The sequence below is a fragment of the Flavobacterium sp. AC274 genome (assembly GCF_979258275.1).
This window is the reverse complement of sequence record NZ_OZ409852.1, coordinates 2496436-2518542: the sequence shown is the minus strand read 5'-3', so window position 1 is coordinate 2518542 and position 22107 is coordinate 2496436. Positions and strand designations below refer to the sequence as shown.

Here is a 22107-nt window from a genome sequence, read left to right as displayed (position 1 = left end):
AAAAGATATGAAAAATTCAGAAAAACCAACTGAAACCAAAATTGCTGCCGCAAAAAGCACCAAGAAAAATAATCTTGTCGAACCCGCATCAGACGCTGCGGCAGATTTAAGAGAATTATTTATTGACAGTCTTAAAGATATTTACTGGGCAGAAAATGCACTTGTGGGTGCCTTACCAAAAATGTCTGCCAATGCTACAGCTCCAAGCCTTTCGGGCGTTATTTCAGAGCATGTTCTCGTTACCGAAAATCATGTTGCAAGACTTGATAAAGTTTTTGACTTACTGGGAGAAAAAGCCGAAGGAAAAAAATGCGAAGCTATGGCCGGATTATTAAAAGAAGGCGACAGTATTTTGCTTGAAACAATTCCAGGCTCAGTTAGGGATGCGGGAATTATTTCGGCATCACAAAAAATCGAGCATTATGAAATTGCAACTTATGGTACTTTAGTCGCTTTTGCAAAAGCATTGGGAGAAAATGACGCTGCAAAATTATTAGCACAAACTCTGGCCGAAGAAAAAGAGGCTGATTGTTTACTAAATGACGTTGCCTTAAATACCGTAAATATTGTCGCGGCAGAATAACGAACTAAATATTACCGTTTTAACAATACTACTTTTTTCATTTACCTGAAAACATCTGTACTTCGTGCAGATGTTTTTGCATTCAATTTTAAACTTTAATTTTTTTAAATATAACATATTATGAAAGAATTTCTGCATGACATTGCCCAACATATAGAAGGATATTATCAAAACATTGTTGATATCACGCCAAAATTATTACTCGCAATTCTGGTTGTTTTAATCTCCTGGTTTATAGCATCACGAGTTCGGGTATTTGCAGACCGAAGATTAAAACACCGAATGCATGACCCTTTATTAGCGACTTTTATTGCCAATCTTATCAAAGCAGTTCTTATTGTTATTGGGTTTTTATTTATGTTTCGTGTTATTGGGCTTACAGGCGTCGCGCAAAGCGTTCTGGCCGGTGCCGGAATTTCGGCGTTTATTATTGGTTTTGCCTTAAAAGATATTGGCGAAAACTTTTTAGCTGGTATTTTACTGGCTTTCAAAAGACCTTTTTCTGTTGGGGATATTATCGAAAGTAATGGTGTAAAAGGAAAAGTCGTGGCATTGAATCTTCGTGATACACAGATAAAAAGTGACAGCAAAAACATTTATATCCCAAATGCATTATTAATAAAAAACACGCTTATCAATTTTAATAGTGAAGGATTTCTTCTTCAGGATTTTACAATTGGGCTTGAATATGGATCTGATTATAAAAAGGCAATTGATTTGATCACCGAGGTTATGAAAGCGGATGACGAAATTGTAGATAAAGGATATTCAAATTCGGCTGTAGTGTCTGGTATTACAGGGGCCGTTGTACAAGTCAATGTAAGATATTGGGTAAAAACCGACTTAAAGGTTACGGATGGTAAACATCGCTCTGAAATTGTAATTAAGGTTGCCGAAGTATTAAAAACAAATGGTTTTGTTATAAAATAGCAAAATTAACATTCAGAATGATTCTTCTAAAACAGCGCAATACAACATGACAGTTCTTTTAAAAATTAATTCAGATTTTAAACAAAAGATATCAAATATGGTATCTTTTGTTATTTAGTTAAAGATTAAATCAATTAAATTCTAAAACAAATTATTAGGATATCTTTCGTAATTTTATAGAACTCATGAGCTAAATAAGGCTTTAAGAACTACAGCTTAAATTGTTTCAGGCAAAAATAGAAATCTATGAACGTTATTATTGATAAAGAAGCGACGAAAAAAATATTGCCTATTATTCTGGCAACTTCCATTTTTATGCAAATGCTTGATTCTACAATTCTTAATACTTCTATAACTGCTATTGCCAAAGATTTGCATGAATCGCCGCTGGAAATGCAAAATGCTATTATCAGTTATGTCTTAACGTTGGCGCTTTTTATGCCTGTAAGCGGTTTTTTGTCGGACAAATTTGGAACCAGAAAAATATTCATTTTTGCCTTATTACTTTTTAGCCTTGGGTCTTTGTTTTGTGCCCTTTCTCAAAACTTAATGCATTTGGTTATTGCCCGTGTTATTCAGGGTATTGGAGGAAGTTTAATGACACCTGTAGGAAAGCTGGCGCTTATTAGAACATTTCCAAAAAATGAATTATTACAGGCAATGAATTTTGCGATCATTCCAGCTTTGATCGGACCCGTTTTGGGTCCGTTGATTGGAGGATATATGGTCGATTATTTATCCTGGCACTGGATTTTCTTAATCAATATTCCTTTTGGTATTATTGGCATTATTTTAAGTTTAAAATACATGCCCGATTACAAATCTCCAATAATTGATTTTGATTTAAAAGGTTTCCTGATTTTTGCAGCCGCTTCACTCCTATTATCAATTTCTTTAGAATTGTTTGGCAATACCGTTCGTTTATCGCCGGTTTTAGTTGTTTTAATGTCAGGATTTTTAATGCTGTATTGGTATTATCGTCATGCCACGAAAGATAATAATCCTATTTTTCCCTTAAATTTATTTCAGGTAAGAACCTTTCGTGTGGGTATTGTTGGTAATTTGGCAACGCGGCTGGGTTTTAGTTCTATTCCCCTGCTATTGCCTATGATGATCCAGATTGCTTATGGTCAGTCTGCAGTGACCTCAGGATGGATTGTTGCACCTATGGCACTTACCGCAATGTTTGGAAAATCAGCAGTAATTAAAATTCTAAATACTTTTGGATATCGTAAAACTTTAATGGTTAACACTTTTATTATTGGTGTATTAATTTGTGCTCTGGCTATTCCGTCAATTCATACTTCTATTTATTGGTACATTCCGATTATTTCTGTTTTGGGTTTCTTTAACTCCATACAATTTACCTCGATGAATTCTATTTCTATTGCTGATTTAAGGGTTTATCACACAAGCAGCGGTAATTCATTAGTTTCTGTAAATCAGCAATTAGCAATAGGTTTTGGTATTGCTTTTGGATTATTGGTACTCAAAATTTTTCAGGGAGATGTAAAACTCATTCATAACGAGATTCACAATGCCTTTCGCTACACCTTTCTGGTTGTTGGTTCTTTGACTATTTTATCGGGCTTAGTTTTTAGAAGGCTTCATTTAAAAGACGGTGATAATTTAAAATCTTCTATTTAAATTTAGTATTTAGCCCAAATTTTAAAAACCGAAGAATTTCATCATATAATTGATAACGGCTTTTTTCAAGCTGCATAACATGAGTTCCTTTTTCGATAACCACATATTTTTTATAAGCGGCATTTTCCAGAGACGAAAATAATTTTTCAGCATCGATATTGTCAGGATATTGATCCCATTCACCCCGAATTACTAAAACAGAAGCGTTTATATTGGCTGGGTTATAATATGATTTTCCGTGTAATAAATCTTCCACATCCTGAGAGGGACCTGAGGGAAAACGAATACTATTAGATTTAAATTTTACAGCTAATGGATCAGATTTTAGCCAATTATCTCCCCAAACATTAAAAACTTCGGTTTCCAATTGACATTCTTTTTCTGGTGGGGTCAAATTTTTCATTGAATTTATTCTTTCATCGGGCGTCATAGTCTCAAAAGAATATGCTATTTTTTCAGCTTCAGAAGTATTTTCCCTTTGGGTAATAGCTGCAAACAAAACCAGCTTAGAAACTCTGTCGGGAAATTGTGAAGCATATAAAGCCGCAACAGATCCTCCCCAGGAATGGCCTACTAAATACACTTTTGATTTTCCTGTTTTTTTTATAATAAAATCAACTGCTTTATCTACATCTTTATAAACATCCAGAGCTCTTCCAACAGGTTTGCTATTTACTAAATTTGTTTCCATTTCATTATATCGGTCCGAATTCCCGTAACCTAAAAAATCTAGTGTATATACGTCATAACCATTGTCTGACATGCTATCAATCATGGAATAATTATTCATCTTAAAACCAAAAGATAATGCAGATGGAAATGAAGAACCGTGCAAAAAAAGAATAGCATAATCGTCTAAAGGAACCTTTGGATGTTTGTGTGTTATGGCAATTTTTAATCCCGAAACATGGCTTTCTATTTTGAATACTTCCAAATCATTCATCTTTTTATTTTTTAAATTTTCAATGTTATTCTGGGCATTGATTAAGCTTGTAAATAATACCAATGCAAGAATTGTAATTCTACTATTTTTCATCCTATTCTTTTATAAATGCAAAGTTTAAGAATCATTAGTTACAACACTTCATTTTATACTTAACTATGAATGTAAGTTTGATGAAAAAAGAAAAACGCCGGAATTATTATTGAACATAAAAACCTCGGTGTTCAAAGCAGGAGAACATGATTAATATTTTAATTTAAAAAAAACTGACTCAATAGAAATAATGAGAAAATTTCCATAATTTAACTCTCTCAATATTTAAAATCAATAAATAATTAAACAGATAAGAAATGAAAAAATTAAGCGTATTTACATTAGCAGCGGTTACTTTATTTTTAACGTCATGCGGAAAAAAATCATCTAACGAGACAACGACAGCTGCAGAACAAGAGGTTGCAGAAAAAAAGGGGAAGTTTTACCTGTAAATTTAGAAGCCTCTAAAGTAAACTGGAAAGCATTTCACAAAGGTGGTTTTGCTCCTCGTTGGGGAACTCTTAGCCTTACATCAGGAGAAGTTTCTGTTGAAGGCGGAGAACTTACAGCAGGTGACTTTGTAATAGATATGAAATCTATTAAGGTTGATCCGGCATCTGTAACAGAAAAAGATAAAAAATATTCTGAATTGGAGGCTCACTTAAAAGGTGCTGATTTTTTTGATGTAGAGAAAAATCCAACGGCAGCTTTTAAAATTACAAAAGTTGCGGCATTAGATCCTGCTGCTAAAGATGCAATTGAAGGTGCTAATAAAACAGTAAGCGGTAACCTTACCTTAAAAGGAAAAGCAGTAAATGTTACTTTCCCGGCAAAAGTTACTGTTGCTGAAGGAACTGCATCAATTCAGGCTAAATTTACTGTTAACCGTACAGATTGGGATATCAAATTTGGAGCTTCTGAGGCTGATCCTGCAGAATGGATGATCAGTAAAGACATTGAGATTGGTATTGATGTGAACGCAGCAAAAAAATAACAACAAATCATTATCGTTGATACAAAAAGCCCTTCTTAATTATAAGAAGGGCTTTTTTTAATTTTAAATGATATTTCATCTTTATTGACTGGAATTTTTGTTAAACCAGACAATAAATGCATCAACAGCTTTTTGAAGAAATTCCCTAATCTCTTCTTTCTGAATATTTCCATGTTCATCAAAAAGCTCATTTACTTTGGTAAGATAAACTTCAGGCTGCTGCATAACAGGAACATTTAGAAAAACCAAACTTTGTCTTAAATGATGATTAGCACCAAAACCAGAAATACTTCCTGGCGAATTACTAAATACGGCTCCCGGTTTACCGTCCCACACACTTTTTCCGTAAGGACGTGAACCTACATCCAATGCGTTTTTTAAAACTGCGGGTACAGATCTGTTGTATTCCGGTGTTATAAAAATAGCACCATCAATTGCTTTTACTTCATTTCTAAAAATAGTGTAGGATTCCGGCACTTGATTTTCATCATCAAAATCCTGATTATAAAGCGGCAAATCACCCAACGAAATTATTTTAAACTCAAATCCTGCAGGTGCCATTGCTGCAACGGCTTTGGCTATTTTTCTTGAAAATGATTCCTTACGCAAACTTCCTGCGAAAAGTCCAATTACTTTGTTCATATCAAATGTTTTTTAATTACAGTTACCACAGCTTTTGCAGTATAACTTACTTTAAATAAAAATTAATCGATTAATAATCTTTCGTTATATAATAAAGTTAGTCAAAAAAGCAGACTGCTCTAAATAAGAACTCATAAAATTGACGTAAAATTCTTAAGATTATATAAAACTAAAACATCTTATTTTTTTATTAAAAATCAATAAATATGTCTTAAAATCCTTTTATTCTTACAAAAATCATTGACTACCCAAACCACTACATTTTGTTAATATTGAGTTAACACCGGGCTTCTTCAATCTCATAATTTTGCCAAAAAATTAAACCAATATAAAACATTAGATGAAAAAAATTATTTTTATTTTAATTATTTTACTCTCTACTTTAGGTCATGCTCAGGTTACGAGTTCGGCCATGTCAGGGATTGTTAGATCAAATAAGGGAGAGGCTCTTCCTGGGGCGACAGTAGAAATTGTTCATAAACCAACAGGAACAAAGTATTTCTCAACTTCTGATTTTGACGGTGGATACGCGGCACAAGGTTTGAGACCAGGAGGTCCTTACACAGTTAAAGTAACTTATATTGGTTACAAAACAACAGAAATAACCGATATTAATGTCGGTTTAGGTAACAACCTGACTATAAACATTACTATTGATGAAGAACCAAACGCTCTTCAGGAAGTTGTGGTTTCTACAAAATCAAAAGGAAATTTTAATAAAGGAAGAACTGGTGCTTCACAACAGTTTTCAAACAGAGAAATCGCTGCAGTTCCGGTATTAGGAGCACGTTCAATAAACTCTGTTACAAAATACAATGCAAATGCCGGAGCTAACGGAACATTTGGCGGACAGGATTCAAGATTAAATAATTTTACTATTGACGGTTCTGTATTTAACAACGGATTTGGTCTTGGATCAGATTCACAAGCCGGAGGCAGAACTGGTTCGACTGCAATTTCATTAGATGCAATTGAGCAGTTACAAGTAAACATTGCTCCATATGACGTTCGTCAATCTGGATTTTTAGGTTCAGGAATTAATGCGGTAACGAGAAGTGGAACAAACGAAATCGAAGGATCTGTTTATACTTCTACCAGAAATAATAAAAAAGATTTTATCGGTACTCACGCCGGAGATGTAACAATTAAACCAGGTAAATTTGAAGAAACAATCTGGGGAGCCCGTATTGGAGCGCCAATTATCAAAGATAAATTATTCTTTTTTGGAAATTTTGAAACTATTGACAATGTAAGCCCGGCTACAAACTGGACATCTACAGGTTCTCCGCAACCAAGTGGTCAGGTTTCTCTTCCTACCTATACTGAAATGCAGACTCTTTCTAACTTTATGAAAGATAAGTTTGGTTATGATACAGGTGCATGGGAAAACTATGATTCTTCAAAAGAATCAAAAAAATTCTTAACGAGAATTGACTGGAATATCAATGACAATCATAAACTTACTGCTCGTTATGTATTTCATAATTCATCTTCGGATCAGTTAACTTCTAACTCAAATTCATTAGGTTTTGGTAACAGAACTAATAGTGCATTAGCAATGTCATTCAAAAATAGTGGATATACAATTTTAGATAATACAAGGTCTATTGTATTAGAATTAAATAGTAAATTAAGCAATTCATGGTATAATAACTTCATTGGAGGTTATGATAAACAAATTGAAGACAGAGGTTTAATTGGTGGTGGTTTATTCCCTACAATTGATATTAAACAAGGAACTGCTACTTATATTTCAGTTGGTTTAGATCCTTTTACTCAAGGTAACAAACTGTCATACTCAACACTACACTTTACAGATAATTTGACTAAAACTATTGGAAAACACTCTTTAGTATTTGGTGCAAACTTTGAATATTTCAAATCTAGTAACTTGTTTTTCTCAGGATCAAACGGAGTTTACGTTTTTAACTCTTTAGCAGATTTTTATGCTTCTGCAAATGAATCTCTTGCAAATGGTGGCGCGCCATCAACTACAATTAGTACTATGCCGAATAAAGTTCAATTTAAATATTCCGCTTTACCTGGAGGTGCTGAACCAATGCAAATACTAAAATCTAACAAATTAGATTTATATGCTCAGGATGAAATGAAATTGAGTGATAAATTTAAATTAACTGTTGGTTTAAGAGCTTCAAGAATATGGTATGCTGATACAGCATTAGAAAACCCAACAGTTACTGCTATGACTTTCGCTGATGGCGAAAAATTCAATACTAGTTCAATGCCGGATGCAGCAATCTTATTCGAGCCTAGAGTTGGTTTCAACCTTGACTTAAATGGTGATGCTTCAACAATTGTTCGAGGAGGTTCAGGAGTATTTACTGGTAGATCTCCTGGTGTATATTTATCAAACCAAATTGGAAACAACGGAGTTCTTACTGGTGTTGTCGATGTTAGTGGTGCTGATGTATATACAAAAGGATATGGTTTTACAGCAAATCCAGCACAATATTTTACTCCAACTACACCTACAGCTCCATCAACTTATGACTTGTCATTTAATAAGAAAAACTTCAAATCTCCTCAGGTTTGGAAAACTACAATGGCAGTTGATCAAAAACTTCCTTTTGGATTTACAGGTACAGTTGAAGGAATACTTCAAAAAAATATTAATGCGATCACTTATTACAATGCTAACTTTGATGCTCCGGTTGGAACATTTAGCGGTACTGACAACAGACCAAGATATTCTCGTAATGATGCCGGAACACGTGTAAATGATAATGTTTCAAACGGTATCGTTTTAGCAAACTCTGATGAAGGATATTTTTATTCTACAACATTTAAATTAGAATACCCATACCAAAGAGGACTTTGGGGATCATTCGCCTACACGCACTCTAATGCGACAGATTTAATGTCTCCAGGTTCAGTAGCTTCAGGTTCATGGACAAGTGCGAGATCTGTAAATGGAAATAATGATTTGGATGTATCTAATTCAAACAACAATACACCAAATCGTTTGGTTGGAGTTATTGGTTACAGAATTGAATATGGTAAAGGTCTTGGCGGTGCAACTTCTATCAACTTAGGTTATATTGGAGAACAAGCTAGTCCATTTACTTACACTTATAGTGGAGATATGAATGGAGACAGAATTAGTGGTAATGATTTGCTTTATGTACCAAACAGCGCAAGTGAACTTACGTTTGCTCCTCTTGTAGTATCTAGTACAGTAAATAATGTTACAACTTCAAGAACTTACTCACAAGATGAGCAAAGAGCTGCGTTTGATGCTTATATCAATCAGGATAAATATTTACGTTCAAGAAGAGGTCAATATGCTCAAAGAAATGAATCTACTTTACCAATGTTACACAGATTAGATTTATCTATCTCTCAAGATATATACATCAAAATAGCTGGTAAAAAGAATACTTTCCAATTTAGAGCTGATATCCTGAACTTTACAAACATGGTAAATAAAGACTGGGGATTATCACAAAGAGCAACAAATCCAAATGTTCTAGCTTATTCTAGTACAACAGGTGCAAATGTCCCTGTTTATACCCTTGCTACACAAACAGATCCTAATGGAAACAGGTATTTAATTAAAGATACTTTCCAAAAGAACTCTTCAACATCAGATGTTTGGCAAGCACAATTTACACTTAGATACATATTTGGTAACTAAAATATTTTTTACAAATAAATTAAAACCAAAATAATTAATAAAACGACATTGACTTTTAGTTAATGTCGTTTTTTTCGTATTGGAAGAATTAAAGAACCTGAAATCTGGAAAATATTAGTCTTCCCATAAAAAAGTCCTGTCTTCATATTAAAAATGACAATATCAGGAATCTTTTAATATTTTTGACCTGTGAAGAAGTCCCCAAAAATGCAATTCATCTAATACTTTTTCTAATGAAATTCCATGCTCTGTGATTGAATATTCGACTTTTGGAGGAAATGAATCATAAACCTGACGTGTAATAAGTTTATTTGCTTCTAATAATTTTAATTCTCTTGACAGCGTTTTATCTGTAATACCAACTACACTTTTTGATAACTCTCCAAATCTTTTTGGATGTTCAGCAAGAGAAAAAGAATAAGTAATTTCCATCTTCCCTCTACCGCTTCAAGAGCATCTTTTATAGAAAGCATTGTTTTAGGGCATCCACCTTTTGATATCATAACGTATTGATTATCTAATTACTTTACCTCAGGATAGTACTATCCTGAGGTAAAGTAATATCGTTTGGATAGTAAAAGTATCTAATTTTGATAAAAACTTATAAAAAATGGAAGAAAACAAAATTAAAAAATTGAAAAAAATCGTTGTATGGATAGTTCAGATGCTGCTATTTGCAATTTTTGCATGGGCAGGATTTATGAAAATTTTTAAACCAAACGATCTGCCATTTCCCTGGATAAAAGATAATGTAATTTTAGTACTGATTACTGGTATAATTGATCTTTTGGCAGCGACAGGAATTCTATTTCCTTCTCTATTCAATAGTAAATCCAGACTGACAGTTTATTCAGCTTACGGAATTATAGCATTAATGTTTAGCGCTATTGTCTTTCATATCTTTCGAGGAGAAGCTAAAGATATTGGTTTTAATATCTTCATTATTTTTGCTGCCTTATTTATAGCTTGGATAAAAAAATCACTTTAAGTAAATTATTATGATTATCTAAATCCTGCAATATTCAAATGCTATTATATAACAATACATTTTTAAAAAGGAATTAAATTTGCGACACTTACTTAAAAATACGATTATGAAAAATTATTTAATTCTTTTACTATCAATTCTCGTTTTTTCATGTCAACAAAAAGAAACCAAGGAAACTGCTGTTGAAACCTCAGACACTATTTTCGTGAAGAAAAATAAGGAGGAGAAAAAAGAAGAGAACAAACAAATAGACGATACTATTTTTATGAATTTTGCGAATGACAAAGGTTTATACACAGCTGAAGGCTCTTTGGATTCAATTCATTCTAAAATATATGTCAAATTTAAAAATGAGGATTTAGGCGAATTGAATGCAAAGATCATTCCGTCTACCGGTAAAGGAAACATCCGTTTCAACCAAATTATTTTTCCAGATAAATCCTCAGATGGTCCATTTGGAATGGATTTAAAAATTCAACTCAAGCAAAAAGGAAATCATATTATTGTAATTGGACATTCACTTATGGCTGACAGTCCTTTTTGGGGTAAATTCGAAGTACAGCTTGAAAATAAAAAAGAATAATCTAAAAAAGTCCTAATTAAAATTAGGACTTTTTTATGGGTAAATTTAAAAGCTATTTTTCTAAAAACTTTATATAGATTTACTTTTAAAGACAGTTAATTTTTCTCTAGTCATATCATTTATAGTATATGAAATCCCGCCCATTCCAAGACCTGATGCATCTCTGCCTCCAAACGGCATCCAATCTACTCTAAAGGCAGTATTATCATTAATCATAACTGCAGTAGCGTTTAGTTTTTTGGCCGTACTCAAAGCAATATCAATATTCTTTGTAAAAACCGCTGCCTGAAAATGAACATCCAAAGCGTTGGCTTTATTTATTGCTTCTTCCCTATTTGTAAAAGGATAAATACAAACAACGGGGCCGAAAATCTCATTAGTCGATACTTTAGAATCTTCCGAAGGATTAAGCAGAATTGTCGGTTCAAAACAAGTATCTGAAATTCTTTTTCCTCCCGTAATTAATTTAGCGCCATTTTCAATAGCTTCATTAACCCATTCCTCAATGCGGTTAACTTCTTTTGGAGTTATAAGCGATCCTACATCTGTAGTTTCATCAAACGGATTTCCAACAATTAATTTATTGGTTGCCTCCGAAAACTGTTCAATAAAACGATCACAAATTTCCTCATTTACATAAATTTTCTGAACTGAAACACAAACCTGACCCGCATGATAAAACCCTCCTTTTACCAAATCAGGAATCATTTCGTTAAAATCGGCATCGCTCTCCACAATTACAGGAGCAGCGCCACCATGTTCTAAAGCACATCTTGTTCCCGGCGGCAATTTGCTTTTTAGGGACCAGCCTACTTTTGCTGAACCTATAAAAGAGAAAAAACCGACTCTTGAATCTGTAACCAATAATTCTGCAGTTTCATTATCACATAACACTACTTGCAGCCATCCTTCGGGCAAACCGGCTTCCTTTAAAATATCTGCCAACGCAAGACCAGATAAGGGTGTATTACTTGATGGTTTAAATATAACAGGACAACCGGCGGCAACGGCAGTAGCAATTTGATGTACCGCTAAATTTAATGGGTGATTGAATGCACTAACTGCAACAACAACGCCAATTGGTTCTTTTGACGTAAAAGCAATTCTGTTTAAAGAAGCTTCAGTAAGTCCCATCGGGATTTGTTCTCCTTTTATTTGCGCTATATGTTCTGCTGCTAATTTTACACCTTTGATGGCTCTAAGTATTTCCGCTTTTGAATCTTTATACGGTTTTCCTCCTTCGCTTATTGCTAAATGAATCAATTCTTCACTTCTTTCACTCATTATCGAAGCTGCTTTTTCTAAAATTTCAATTCTTTCAAAAGCCGGAAGCCAATTAGATTGGTCATTAAATAATTTTTGGGCTGTATTTAATATATTCTCAACATCGTTACTATTTAACAGCGGTAATTCTTTGACCAGAGTCTGATCGTAAGGGAATAATATTTTTGTGGTCTTTTCCATAAATGTTTTTTTAATACTTAACCTGAAAAATGTTATCAAATATTTGGGTTCATTTTTTATGATTGTTCTTTAAATTTAGTCAAATTATCAATGACTACAATATCTTAATTTCCAATATTGAAAATTAAAATTTTAAATCCGTCGCTAAAACAATCTCCCTATTATGCAACAAAGGCACAATTTTACCTAAAACCAAATCTTGAAAATGTACTGAATTTCTATGTTCTGCAACAGCAGCTTCATTGCTATATCCTTCAAATAATACAATTGTATTTACATCCGAATTGCTTTGATGAACTTTATAAAACAAATTACCTTCTTCTTTGATACTTTCGTCATGTACTGCTTTTAGCAAATGCAAAACATTTTCAATATGACCTTCTTTCACTTTCCATGTAGCAAAAACATGAACTGGATTTTGATTTTCCATTTTGATTATTTTATATTATTATGTATATTTTAAAATTGTATGAACCTTCTTTTCTTTTTTTGAAGAAGATCCATACAATTAGTTTCATTATTTTTTAGGCGATTCTAAAATGACAATCATTTTTTCAGCTACTCCTTTTGCCGAAGCAGGATTTTGTCCCGTAACCAGATTACCATCAGCAATACTGTGAGCTGACCAAACTGCTGCTGCATGAAATTTTGCTCCTTGTTTGGTTAATGCTGTTTCTAACAAAAAAGGTACATCTGCGATAGCATAACCTCGTTCTTCTTCATCTGTAAAAGATGTGATGTTTTTACCATTTACTAGATAAGAACCGTTGCTTAATTTCACATTTAATAATGATACCGGACCGTGACAAACAGCTCCAACAACTGCATTTCGTTCGTAGGTTTCTTTAATTACTTTTTTAAGAAGTTCATTTTCCGGCATATCAACCATTGGTGCTAATCCGCCTGGTATAAAAACAGCATCGTATTTACTAACATCAACATTTGATAGTTTAACAGCTTTCTGCATTTTTTCCCATCCTTTTCCTGTTAGAAAAATAAGATTGTCAGGATCATTTGCTAAATTAAGTGCATCTAAGTATGGGGTATCTCCTGTTAAGCTGGCAAAATCTATCTCATAGTTTGCCTTGTCAAATTCTGCATATGGATGCGCTACTTCGGGAAGAAATGTTCCGGTTCTTCTTTTGTTTGGTCCAATCGCATTGGCATTAGACACAATAATTAAAATTCTCTTTTTCATTGTAGATTCTTTTTTAGGTGTTGCTGTTTGTTTTACTAATGTATTTTCCTTTTTACTTTGTGCATTCGAAGAAAAAAAGGTAATTGCTAGGGTTAAAAGCATAAGTTTTTTCATGTCTATAAAATTTATTGGTTTGTGAATTATTATAGGACAAATTTATGCCAGCTCTACTCCTCAATACGAGGAGCAAAGTCACAAAAAAAGTGTGACCGGAATCACACTTTTAGAATCTATGTTATGTTATTTGTTGTTGGAGTAAAGCCTGCTAAGGGTTTCGCGGCTAATTCCGAGATATTCTGCTATATACTTTTTTGGAATTTTTTGCATTAGATTTGGATAAAGATCTGCAAATTCCTCATATCTCTGCTGCGGATTATTTGAGAGAAGTGAAATAACTCTTTGCTGAAGTGCAATAAAACCTTTCGTGAGTTTTATTCTAAAAAAATGTTCCATCTTATGAAGCGTATCAGAGAGTTTTTCTCTGCCATCGAGTGTGAGGCATAAAACTTCTCCCGGCTGCATGCATACAACATACATATTAGCCTGCTTTTGATTGAAATAAGCAATGTAATCAGACATCCACCAATTTTCTGTGGCGAATTGTACAATATGTTCCTTACCATCTTCATCAAGATAAAAAACTCTAAAAATTCCACTCATAATGATGTATTCATATTTTGCTTCATCACCTTGTTGAATAAGATATTGATTCTTTAAAACTTTCCGTATCGTAAAAAAAGGCTTGATAGATTCAAACTCCTCATCAGTGATAGGTATAATTTCTTCAATATGTTTTCTAAGTTTTTCCATAGTTTACCTTTTCAAAGATAGAAGATTTATTTTTTGTTTGATAAATAGAAATTTTGGTAGCATTCTACTCTACCTATTCTTATAGCTTTTAAATGATTATTACAAAATTAATATAGAGTATTAAACGAAAAAAGGCCTTAGCTAAAATAGCTAAAGCCTTTTTTAAAAACAAAATCCCCCTTATAAAATAATAAGGGGGATTTTTGTACTCAGAGCGGGACTTGAACCCGCACGAACATTGCTGTTCACTGGATTTTAAGTCCAGCGTGTCTACCAATTTCACCATCCGAGCATTATGTGGTACCTCCAGGGATCGAACCAGGGACACATGGATTTTCAGTCCATTGCTCTACCATCTGAGCTAAGGTACCTTTTATTTACTTATAATTGTATATAAATAAAATTAAGAATAAAAAACCCTGTTGATTAAAACAGGGTTTTTCAAAAGAAAGGCGACGACATACTCTCCCACATAACTGCAGTACCATCTGCGCAGGCGGGCTTAACTACTCTGTTCGGGATGGGAAGAGGTGAGCCCCGCCGCAATAACCACCTTAAGGTCGTTGTTACTTGAGGTAACTTTTAATTATTAATTATCAATTATAAATTGTTAATTATCAATTAAACAATATCTTAACATACTGAGATAAAGAAAAAGTGTTTTTTAGAAAGTTTCTTCTCCCGACCGTAGTCGGGAGAAAAGGGTGTACATAAGCTTACGGATTATTAGTACTACTCGACTATGACATTACTGCCTTTACATCTATAGCCTATCAACGTGGTCATCTTCCACGATCCTTAAAAGAAATCTCATCTTGTGGTGGGTTTCGCGCTTATATGCTTTCAGCGCTTATCCCTTCCAAACGTAGCTACTCTGCGGTGCCCCTGGCGGGACAACAGATACACTAGAGGTTTGTCCAATTCGGTCCTCTCGTACTAGAATCAGATCCACTCAAATTTCTAACGCCCACAGTAGATAGAGACCGAACTGTCTCACGACGTTCTGAACCCAGCTCGCGTGCCACTTTAATGGGCGAACAGCCCAACCCTTGGGACCTTCTCCAGCCCCAGGATGTGACGAGCCGACATCGAGGTGCCAAACCCCCCGTCGATATGAGCTCTTGGGGGAGATCAGCCTGTTATCCCCGGCGTACCTTTTATCCTTTGAGCGATGGCCCTTCCATGCGGAACCACCGGATCACTATGCTCTACTTTCGTACCTGATCGACCTGTATGTCTCTCAGTCAAGCTCCCTTATGCCATTGCACTCTACGCACGGTTACCAAGCGTACTGAGGGAACCTTTAGAAGCCTCCGTTACTCTTTTGGAGGCGACCACCCCAGTCAAACTACCCACCAAGCAATGTCCCCCGCAAAACGGGGTTAGGCCTCAGATAAACAAAGGGTTGTATTTCAACAATGACTCCACAACGCCTGGCGACGCCACTTCACAGTCTCCAACCTATCCTACACATCATTTATCCAAGGTCAATACTAAGCTATAGTAAAGGTGCACAGGGTCTTTTCGTCCCACTGCGGGTAAACGGCATCTTCACCGTTACTACAATTTCACCGAGCTCATGGCTGAGACAGTGTCCAGATCGTTACACCATTCGTGCAGGTCGGAACTTACCCGACAAGGAATTTCGCTACCTTAGGACCGTTATAGTTACGGCCGCCGTTTACTGGGGCTTCAATTCAATGCTTCTCCGAAGATAACATCTCCTCTTAACCTTCCAGCACCGGGCAGGTGTCAGGCCCTATACTTCATCTTACGATTTTGCAGAGCCCTGTGTTTTTGATAAACAGTCGCCTGGACCTCTTCACTGCGGCCAGCTTGCGCTGGCGACCTTTCTCCCGAAGTTACAGGTCTATTTTGCCTAATTCCTTAGCCATGAATCTCTCGAGCACCTTAGGATTCTCTCCTCAACTACCTGTGTCGGTTTACGGTACTGGTACTAATTACCTGAAGTTTAGAGGTTTTTCTTGGAAGCCCTTAGGCGCACTATCTCTTTGTCCGAAGACTCCGAGTACTATCGTATTTCCCCAAGATCTGTGGATTTGCCTGCAGATCTTATAGGTAGGTACTTCAACGAACTATTCCGTCAGTTCGCGGCGCTTTCATCACTCCGTCACCCCATCACAGTAATTAGTAGTACGGGAATATTAACCCGTTGGCCATCGACTGTCCCTTTCGGGTTCGCCTTAGGACCAGACTAACCCACAGCTGATTAGCATAGCTGTGGAAACCTTAGTTTTTCGGTGTGCGGGTTTCTCGCCCGCATTATCGTTACTTATGCCTACATTTTCTTTTCCAGCCAGTCCAGCATACCTTACGATACACCTTCAACCCTGCTGGAATGCTCCCCTACCACTTAGAGTAAACTCTAAATCCATAGCTTCGGTAATACACTTATGCCCGATTATTATCCATGCTCGTCCGCTCGACTAGTGAGCTGTTACGCACTCTTTAAATGAATGGCTGCTTCCAAGCCAACATCCTAGCTGTCTGGGCAGACAAACCTCGTTCTTTCAACTTAGTGTATATTTGGGGACCTTAGCTGATGGTCTGGGTTCTTTCCCTCTCGGACTTGGACCTTAGCACCCAAGCCCTCACTGCTGAGAAACATTATATAGCATTCGGAGTTTGTCAGGAATTGGTAGGCGGTGAAGCCCCCGCATCCAATCAGTAGCTCTACCTCTATATAACTTAATTCAGCGCTGCACCTAAATGCATTTCGGGGAGTACGAGCTATTTCCGAGTTTGATTGGCCTTTCACCCCTACCCACAGGTCATCCGAAGACTTTTCAACGTCAACCGGTTCGGACCTCCACACTGTGTTACCAGCGCTTCATCCTGCCCATGGGTAGATCACACGGTTTCGCGTCTAACACTACTGACTAAAGCGCCCTATTCAGACTCGCTTTCGCTACGGATCCGTGGCTTAACCACTTAACCTTGCCAGCAACGTTAACTCGTAGGCTCATTATGCAAAAGGCACGCCGTCACCCCACGAAAGGGCTCCGACCGCTTGTAAGCGTATGGTTTCAGGATCTATTTCACTCCGTTATTCACGGTTCTTTTCACCTTTCCCTCACGGTACTGGTTCACTATCGGTCTCTCAGGAGTATTTAGCCTTAGCGGATGGTCCCGCCAAATTCAGACAGGGTTTCACGTGCCCCGCCCTACTCAGGATACCACTATCTATTACACTTGTTACCCATACGGGGCTATCACCCTCTATGGCGTCACTTTCCAGCAACTTCCGGTTCCTTGTGCATAAAATGTCGTGGTCCTACAACCCCAGCACTGCCGTAACAGCACTGGTTTGGGCTAATCCGCGTTCGCTCGCCACTACTTACGGAATCACTTTTGTTTTCTTCTCCTCCGCCTACTTAGATGTTTCAGTTCAGCGGGTTTGCCCACCTATCGGTGTACTATGTCTTCAACATAGTGGGTTGCCCCATTCAGGTATCTGCGGATCAATCGGTGTGTGCCCGTCCCCGCAGCTTTTCGCAGCTTATCACGCCTTTCATCGCCTCTGAGAGCCAAGGCATCCCCCATACGCCCTTATTTTGCTTATTGTACCAATCTTAAAATTAATTAAGACCGTTTTTTTTGTCTTTTGTTATTTGTATTGCTACTATAACAAAAAACGCTTTCTACTTTTTATTATTTTCTTATCTCAATATGTCAATGAACTTTTATTGCCTATCTTTATAGACAATCAGTGGAGAATAACGGAGTCGAACCGTTGACCTCCTGCGTGCAAGGCAGGCGCTCTAGCCAGCTGAGCTAATCCCCCATTTTTCAATCTTAGATTGTAGAATTCAGATTTTAGATTTCTTAATTCTTCTCTAATTTCTTTTGGTGAATTCCAACTTCCAGAATTTCCTTTTTTTAAGTTAAATAGTAGTCCCGGGCAGACTCGAACTGCCGACCCCTACATTATCAGTGTAGTACTCTAACCAGCTGAGCTACGAGACTCTGTTTTACTTAAAATTTATTATTTGAACTAACAGCAAGAGTAATTGAATCTTTCAATTCAGAACTTTCAATAAAATCATCTTTTTTCCCCATCGTGCATTACTGCTAACAATTGGGGCTCTAGAAAGGAGGTGTTCCAGCCGCACCTTCCGGTACGGCTACCTTGTTACGACTTAGCCCTAGTTACCAGTTTTACCCTAGGCAGCTCCTTGCGGTCACCGACTTCAGGCACCCCCAGCTTCCATGGCTTGACGGGCGGTGTGTACAAGGCCCGGGAACGTATTCACCGGATCATGGCTGATATCCGATTACTAGCGATTCCAGCTTCACGGAGTCGAGTTGCAGACTCCGATCCGAACTGTGACCGGTTTTATAGATTCGCTCCTGGTCGCCCAGTGGCTGCTCTCTGTACCGGCCATTGTAGCACGTGTGTAGCCCAAGGCGTAAGGGCCGTGATGATTTGACGTCATCCCCACCTTCCTCACAGTTTGCACTGGCAGTCTTGTTAGAGTTCCCGACATGACTCGCTGGCAACTAACAACAGGGGTTGCGCTCGTTATAGGACTTAACCTGACACCTCACGGCACGAGCTGACGACAACCATGCAGCACCTTGTAAATTGTCTTGCGAAAGATCTGTTTCCAAACCGGTCAATCTACATTTAAGCCTTGGTAAGGTTCCTCGCGTATCATCGAATTAAACCACATGCTCCACCGCTTGTGCGGGCCCCCGTCAATTCCTTTGAGTTTCATTCTTGCGAACGTACTCCCCAGGTGGGATACTTATCACTTTCGCTTAGCCACTGAGATTGCTCCCAACAGCTAGTATCCATCGTTTACGGCGTGGACTACCAGGGTATCTAATCCTGTTCGCTACCCACGCTTTCGTCCATCAGCGTCAATCAATTAGTAGTAACCTGCCTTCGCAATTGGTATTCCATGTAATCTCTAAGCATTTCACCGCTACACTACATATTCTAGTTACTTCCTAATAATTCAAGTCTGGCAGTATCAATGGCCGTTCCACCGTTGAGCGATGGGCTTTCACCACTGACTTACCAAACCGCCTACGGACCCTTTAAACCCAATGATTCCGGATAACGCTTGGATCCTCCGTATTACCGCGGCTGCTGGCACGGAGTTAGCCGATCCTTATTCTTACGATACCGTCAAGCTCCTTCACGAAGGAGTGTTTCTTCTCGTATAAAAGCAGTTTACAATCCATAGGACCGTCATCCTGCACGCGGCATGGCTGGATCAGGCTTGCGCCCATTGTCCAATATTCCTCACTGCTGCCTCCCGTAGGAGTCTGGTCCGTGTCTCAGTACCAGTGTGGGGGATCTCCCTCTCAGGACCCCTACCCATCGTAGCCTTGGTAAGCCGTTACCTTACCAACTAGCTAATGGGACGCATGCTCATCTTTTACCGTTGTGACTTTAATAGTGGCTTCATGCGAAGCTGCTATACTATGAGGTATTAATCCAAATTTCTCTGGGCTATCCCTCTGTAAAAGGTAGATTGCATACGCGTTACGCACCCGTGCGCCGGTCTCTGGTTCCGAAGAACCATACCCCTCGACTTGCATGTGTTAAGCCTGCCGCTAGCGTTCATCCTGAGCCAGGATCAAACTCTTCATCGTATATTGTTTGTCTTAATTAAATCAAGACTAATTATTATCGACGACTCTCTATCGGTTCTTTTCAAATCTCTCGATTCTATTACTCTTATTCTTTTGTTTTGAAATCTCTTTCAAAACGGCTGTCAATTCAATATGTCTACGAACGTGTTTCAATTTTGTTTCGCTTGTGTTTCAAAGCGGGTGCAAAAGTAGAACCTTTATTGACATTTGCAATACTTTACCAGCACTTTTTTTCAATCTTTTTTAAAACTATTCCCTAACTTTCTGATAACAATAATTTTAGACTAAAATCTTTTTTCAATTAAATAACGATTTTTCTTACTATTTGTATTAAGCACGTAAATTTACACTTTTAAAAAAACTCTCTTTTACTGATATCAGAGCTTTATCATATGTTTCTATCGATTTTGGATACACATATTCAAATAATTTTTAGAATCAATACTCAATTTTCTCAAAAACCCTTTTTATACTATATTATATATGTTAGCAAAAGAGTAATGCACAAGTAAAATCCTTGTGCATTTAAATAAACTTTAGAATATCCTACTCCACAATTTTAGAAATCTGAATATTTGCAATAAGTTTTACATCTTCCCCTAACCCCAGACCTCCTTTATCTGTAATCTTGTTCCAGGACATTCCAAACTCTTTTCGATTCACTATTCCTGTTATTTCAAATCCGTGTTTCACATTCCCATGTCCGTCATTTTCAAAACCGCCATATTCCACATACAATTCAATTGGTTTGGTTACACCTTTTAATGTCAGATTCCCTATCATGTTATAATGATTGTTGTCCACTTTTAAAAAGGATATAGATTCAAAAATTATCTGAGGATAAGTATCAGCTTCAAAAAAGTCACCACTTTTTAAATGTTCATCCCTTTGTGACTGATTTGTATCTATACTTTTTACATCAATCCTCAATGAAAATTTGGCAGTACTAAAATCTGCTCCTTCAGAAATTACATTTCCCTCGAACTTCCTAAAGGAACCGGTTACAGAAGAGATAACCAAATGTTTGATTTTAAATAACACTTCGGAGTGTACTGGGTCTATAACCCAAGTTGTTTTATTTTTCATAATTTTTACAATTTATTATATGAGCAAAATTATATACATTTACTATCTAATATATACTAGTTACCTCTTAGTAAGTAGTTACATTTAAGTAAGTATTGTTTTAAACCAAATTAGATATGAATCAAAAAAATGATGTTTGCCGACATAGATTAATGATTGCAAGGGACACTCTGGAAGTTATTCAGGGAAAATGGCGCTTGCCTATAATTATCTCTTTAAATCACGGAAACAAACGTTTTGGAGAAATACAAAGAGATATTACGGATATTTCTCCTAAAATGCTTTCGCAGGAACTAAAAGCTTTAGAAACAAATAAGATTATTACCCGCACTCTTTATGACAGTATGCCTGTAACTGTAGAATATTCACTTACTCCATTAGGAGAGAGCATGAGGAAACTACTAGATGAAATTTTAAACTGGGGTATTCATTTTAGAAAAGAAATTTTAGAAACGAGCATTGATAATTGACATATCAAGTCCCACCGAGTCCGCATCTCTGTCAATAACTTAATTATTGGTTTTAAAAATGTTGTTTTATTCCATCCCTGATTTCATAAAGTTTGAAGTCAGGGATTTTTTTGATAAAAAAAACACTCAATTTTCTTTCTTTCTCCATAATATTTGGTCTTTCGAAAAAATTTCATCGATCGAATTTACAACCCTGTATAGCAAATAGCTCCATACTTCTACTTTATTATTTTATACCAGCCTTTAGTAATTTCTTTGAATACGAATTGGAGGAATAAACCTCAGCGTATTTAAATTTTATAAGCCTATTCAGCAAAATTACCTTCTAGTAACATTCAAATAATTCTTTGTTCAATTACCAAATCTGTCTTATCATTTTAATGGTAATACGAACCTTTTTTTAGTTTTAAAAATTCAATTGAATTAAAGAGCATTTTTTTAATCATCAAAATAAAT

The 22107-nt window shown here is 36.4% G+C and carries 16 protein-coding genes, 4 tRNA genes, 3 rRNA genes and 1 pseudogene; 9 read left to right on the top strand and 15 right to left on the bottom strand.

Going from position 1 to position 22107, the window contains the following annotated elements:
* Positions 1-7 precede the first annotated feature (7 nt).
* From ACZZZT_RS11665 to ACZZZT_RS11655, 3 genes are all read left to right on the top strand, one after another.
* Positions 8-583, top strand: coding sequence for a YciE/YciF ferroxidase family protein (locus ACZZZT_RS11665; RefSeq protein WP_463460470.1), 576 nt, complete (start codon positions 8-10; stop codon positions 581-583).
* A 120-nt stretch (positions 584-703) separates the two neighbouring features.
* Positions 704-1513, top strand: a complete 810-nt coding sequence (locus ACZZZT_RS11660) for a mechanosensitive ion channel family protein (RefSeq protein WP_463460469.1) — start codon at positions 704-706, stop codon at positions 1511-1513.
* Between the two features lie 246 nt (positions 1514-1759).
* The gene (locus tag ACZZZT_RS11655) at positions 1760-3160 is read left to right on the top strand and encodes an MFS transporter (RefSeq protein WP_463460468.1); all 1401 of its coding nucleotides are present in this window, start codon (positions 1760-1762) and stop codon (positions 3158-3160) included.
* Here the strand turns inward: ACZZZT_RS11655 and ACZZZT_RS11650 are convergent.
* Positions 3153-4196, bottom strand: coding sequence for an alpha/beta hydrolase (locus tag ACZZZT_RS11650; protein WP_463460467.1), 1044 nt, complete (start codon positions 4194-4196; stop codon positions 3153-3155). The genes ACZZZT_RS11655 and ACZZZT_RS11650 overlap by 8 nt on opposite strands.
* 257 nt (positions 4197-4453) lie before the next feature.
* Between ACZZZT_RS11650 and ACZZZT_RS11645 the strand changes: the two genes are divergently transcribed.
* Positions 4454-4588 carry a hypothetical protein gene (locus tag ACZZZT_RS11645; RefSeq protein ID WP_463460466.1) on the top strand — a complete coding sequence of 45 codons (135 nt, stop codon included), beginning with the start codon at positions 4454-4456 and terminating at the stop codon, positions 4586-4588.
* A gap of 62 nt (positions 4589-4650) precedes the next feature.
* A pseudogene (locus tag ACZZZT_RS11640) lies at positions 4651-5130 on the top strand (YceI family protein); the annotation flags it as partial.
* 81 nt (positions 5131-5211) lie between these two features.
* Here ACZZZT_RS11640 and ACZZZT_RS11635 read toward each other — a convergent pair.
* Positions 5212-5772: an NADPH-dependent FMN reductase gene (locus ACZZZT_RS11635; RefSeq protein WP_463460465.1), complete on the bottom strand. Its 561-nt coding sequence runs from the start codon at positions 5770-5772 to the stop codon at positions 5212-5214.
* 340 nt (positions 5773-6112) lie between these two features.
* Between ACZZZT_RS11635 and ACZZZT_RS11630 the strand changes: the two genes are divergently transcribed.
* A complete protein-coding gene (locus tag ACZZZT_RS11630) occupies positions 6113-9427 on the top strand; it encodes a TonB-dependent receptor (RefSeq protein WP_463460464.1) in 3315 nt (1104 codons plus the stop codon).
* Positions 9428-9589: 162 nt separating this feature from the next.
* Here the strand turns inward: ACZZZT_RS11630 and ACZZZT_RS11625 are convergent, their stop codons facing one another.
* Positions 9590-9859, bottom strand: coding sequence for a winged helix-turn-helix transcriptional regulator (locus ACZZZT_RS11625; RefSeq protein WP_463460463.1), 270 nt, complete (start codon positions 9857-9859; stop codon positions 9590-9592).
* Positions 9860-10037: 178 nt separating this feature from the next.
* Here ACZZZT_RS11625 and ACZZZT_RS11620 point away from each other — a divergent pair, with 178 nt between their 5' ends.
* Together ACZZZT_RS11620 and ACZZZT_RS11615 are read left to right on the top strand one after the other, a co-directional pair.
* The gene (locus tag ACZZZT_RS11620; RefSeq protein WP_463460462.1) at positions 10038-10415 is read left to right on the top strand and encodes a DoxX family protein; all 378 of its coding nucleotides are present in this window, start codon (positions 10038-10040) and stop codon (positions 10413-10415) included.
* A gap of 106 nt (positions 10416-10521) precedes the next feature.
* The gene (locus ACZZZT_RS11615) at positions 10522-10998 is read left to right on the top strand and encodes a hypothetical protein (RefSeq protein WP_463460461.1); all 477 of its coding nucleotides are present in this window, start codon (positions 10522-10524) and stop codon (positions 10996-10998) included.
* Between the two features lie 69 nt (positions 10999-11067).
* Here ACZZZT_RS11615 and ACZZZT_RS11610 read toward each other — a convergent pair whose 3' ends face one another.
* The 12 genes from ACZZZT_RS11610 to ACZZZT_RS11555 form a co-directional block, all read right to left on the bottom strand.
* Positions 11068-12462 carry an aldehyde dehydrogenase family protein gene (locus tag ACZZZT_RS11610; protein ID WP_463460460.1) on the bottom strand — a complete coding sequence of 465 codons (1395 nt, stop codon included), beginning with the start codon at positions 12460-12462 and terminating at the stop codon, positions 11068-11070.
* 124 nt (positions 12463-12586) lie between these two features.
* A complete protein-coding gene (locus ACZZZT_RS11605; RefSeq protein ID WP_463460459.1) occupies positions 12587-12892 on the bottom strand; it encodes a putative quinol monooxygenase in 306 nt (101 codons plus the stop codon).
* Positions 12893-12979: 87 nt separating this feature from the next.
* Positions 12980-13762, bottom strand: a complete 783-nt coding sequence (locus tag ACZZZT_RS11600) for a type 1 glutamine amidotransferase domain-containing protein (protein ID WP_463460458.1) — start codon at positions 13760-13762, stop codon at positions 12980-12982.
* 138 nt (positions 13763-13900) lie between these two features.
* Positions 13901-14470: a Crp/Fnr family transcriptional regulator gene (locus ACZZZT_RS11595; protein WP_463460457.1), complete on the bottom strand. Its 570-nt coding sequence runs from the start codon at positions 14468-14470 to the stop codon at positions 13901-13903.
* 206 nt (positions 14471-14676) lie between these two features.
* Positions 14677-14762: transfer RNA gene (locus tag ACZZZT_RS11590), tRNA-Leu, on the bottom strand.
* Between the two features lie 6 nt (positions 14763-14768).
* A tRNA-Phe gene (locus ACZZZT_RS11585) sits at positions 14769-14841 on the bottom strand.
* Positions 14842-14917: 76 nt separating this feature from the next.
* Positions 14918-15027: ribosomal RNA gene (rrf, locus tag ACZZZT_RS11580) — 5S ribosomal RNA — on the bottom strand.
* A 149-nt stretch (positions 15028-15176) separates the two neighbouring features.
* Positions 15177-18055 (bottom strand): 23S ribosomal RNA (locus ACZZZT_RS11575).
* 146 nt (positions 18056-18201) lie between these two features.
* Positions 18202-18275, bottom strand: a tRNA-Ala gene (locus tag ACZZZT_RS11570).
* A gap of 108 nt (positions 18276-18383) precedes the next feature.
* Positions 18384-18457, bottom strand: a tRNA-Ile gene (locus ACZZZT_RS11565).
* 124 nt (positions 18458-18581) lie between these two features.
* A 16S ribosomal RNA gene (locus tag ACZZZT_RS11560) occupies positions 18582-20095 on the bottom strand.
* Together the 16S, 23S and 5S rRNA genes with 4 tRNA genes alongside form the textbook arrangement of a ribosomal RNA operon.
* A gap of 546 nt (positions 20096-20641) precedes the next feature.
* Positions 20642-21181 carry a YceI family protein gene (locus tag ACZZZT_RS11555; protein WP_463460456.1) on the bottom strand — a complete coding sequence of 180 codons (540 nt, stop codon included), beginning with the start codon at positions 21179-21181 and terminating at the stop codon, positions 20642-20644.
* A gap of 116 nt (positions 21182-21297) precedes the next feature.
* On the opposite strand from ACZZZT_RS11555, the gene ACZZZT_RS11550 reads away from it, so the two are divergent.
* Positions 21298-21651: a winged helix-turn-helix transcriptional regulator gene (locus ACZZZT_RS11550; protein WP_073395041.1), complete on the top strand. Its 354-nt coding sequence runs from the start codon at positions 21298-21300 to the stop codon at positions 21649-21651.
* Positions 21652-22107: the final 456 nt, after the last annotated feature.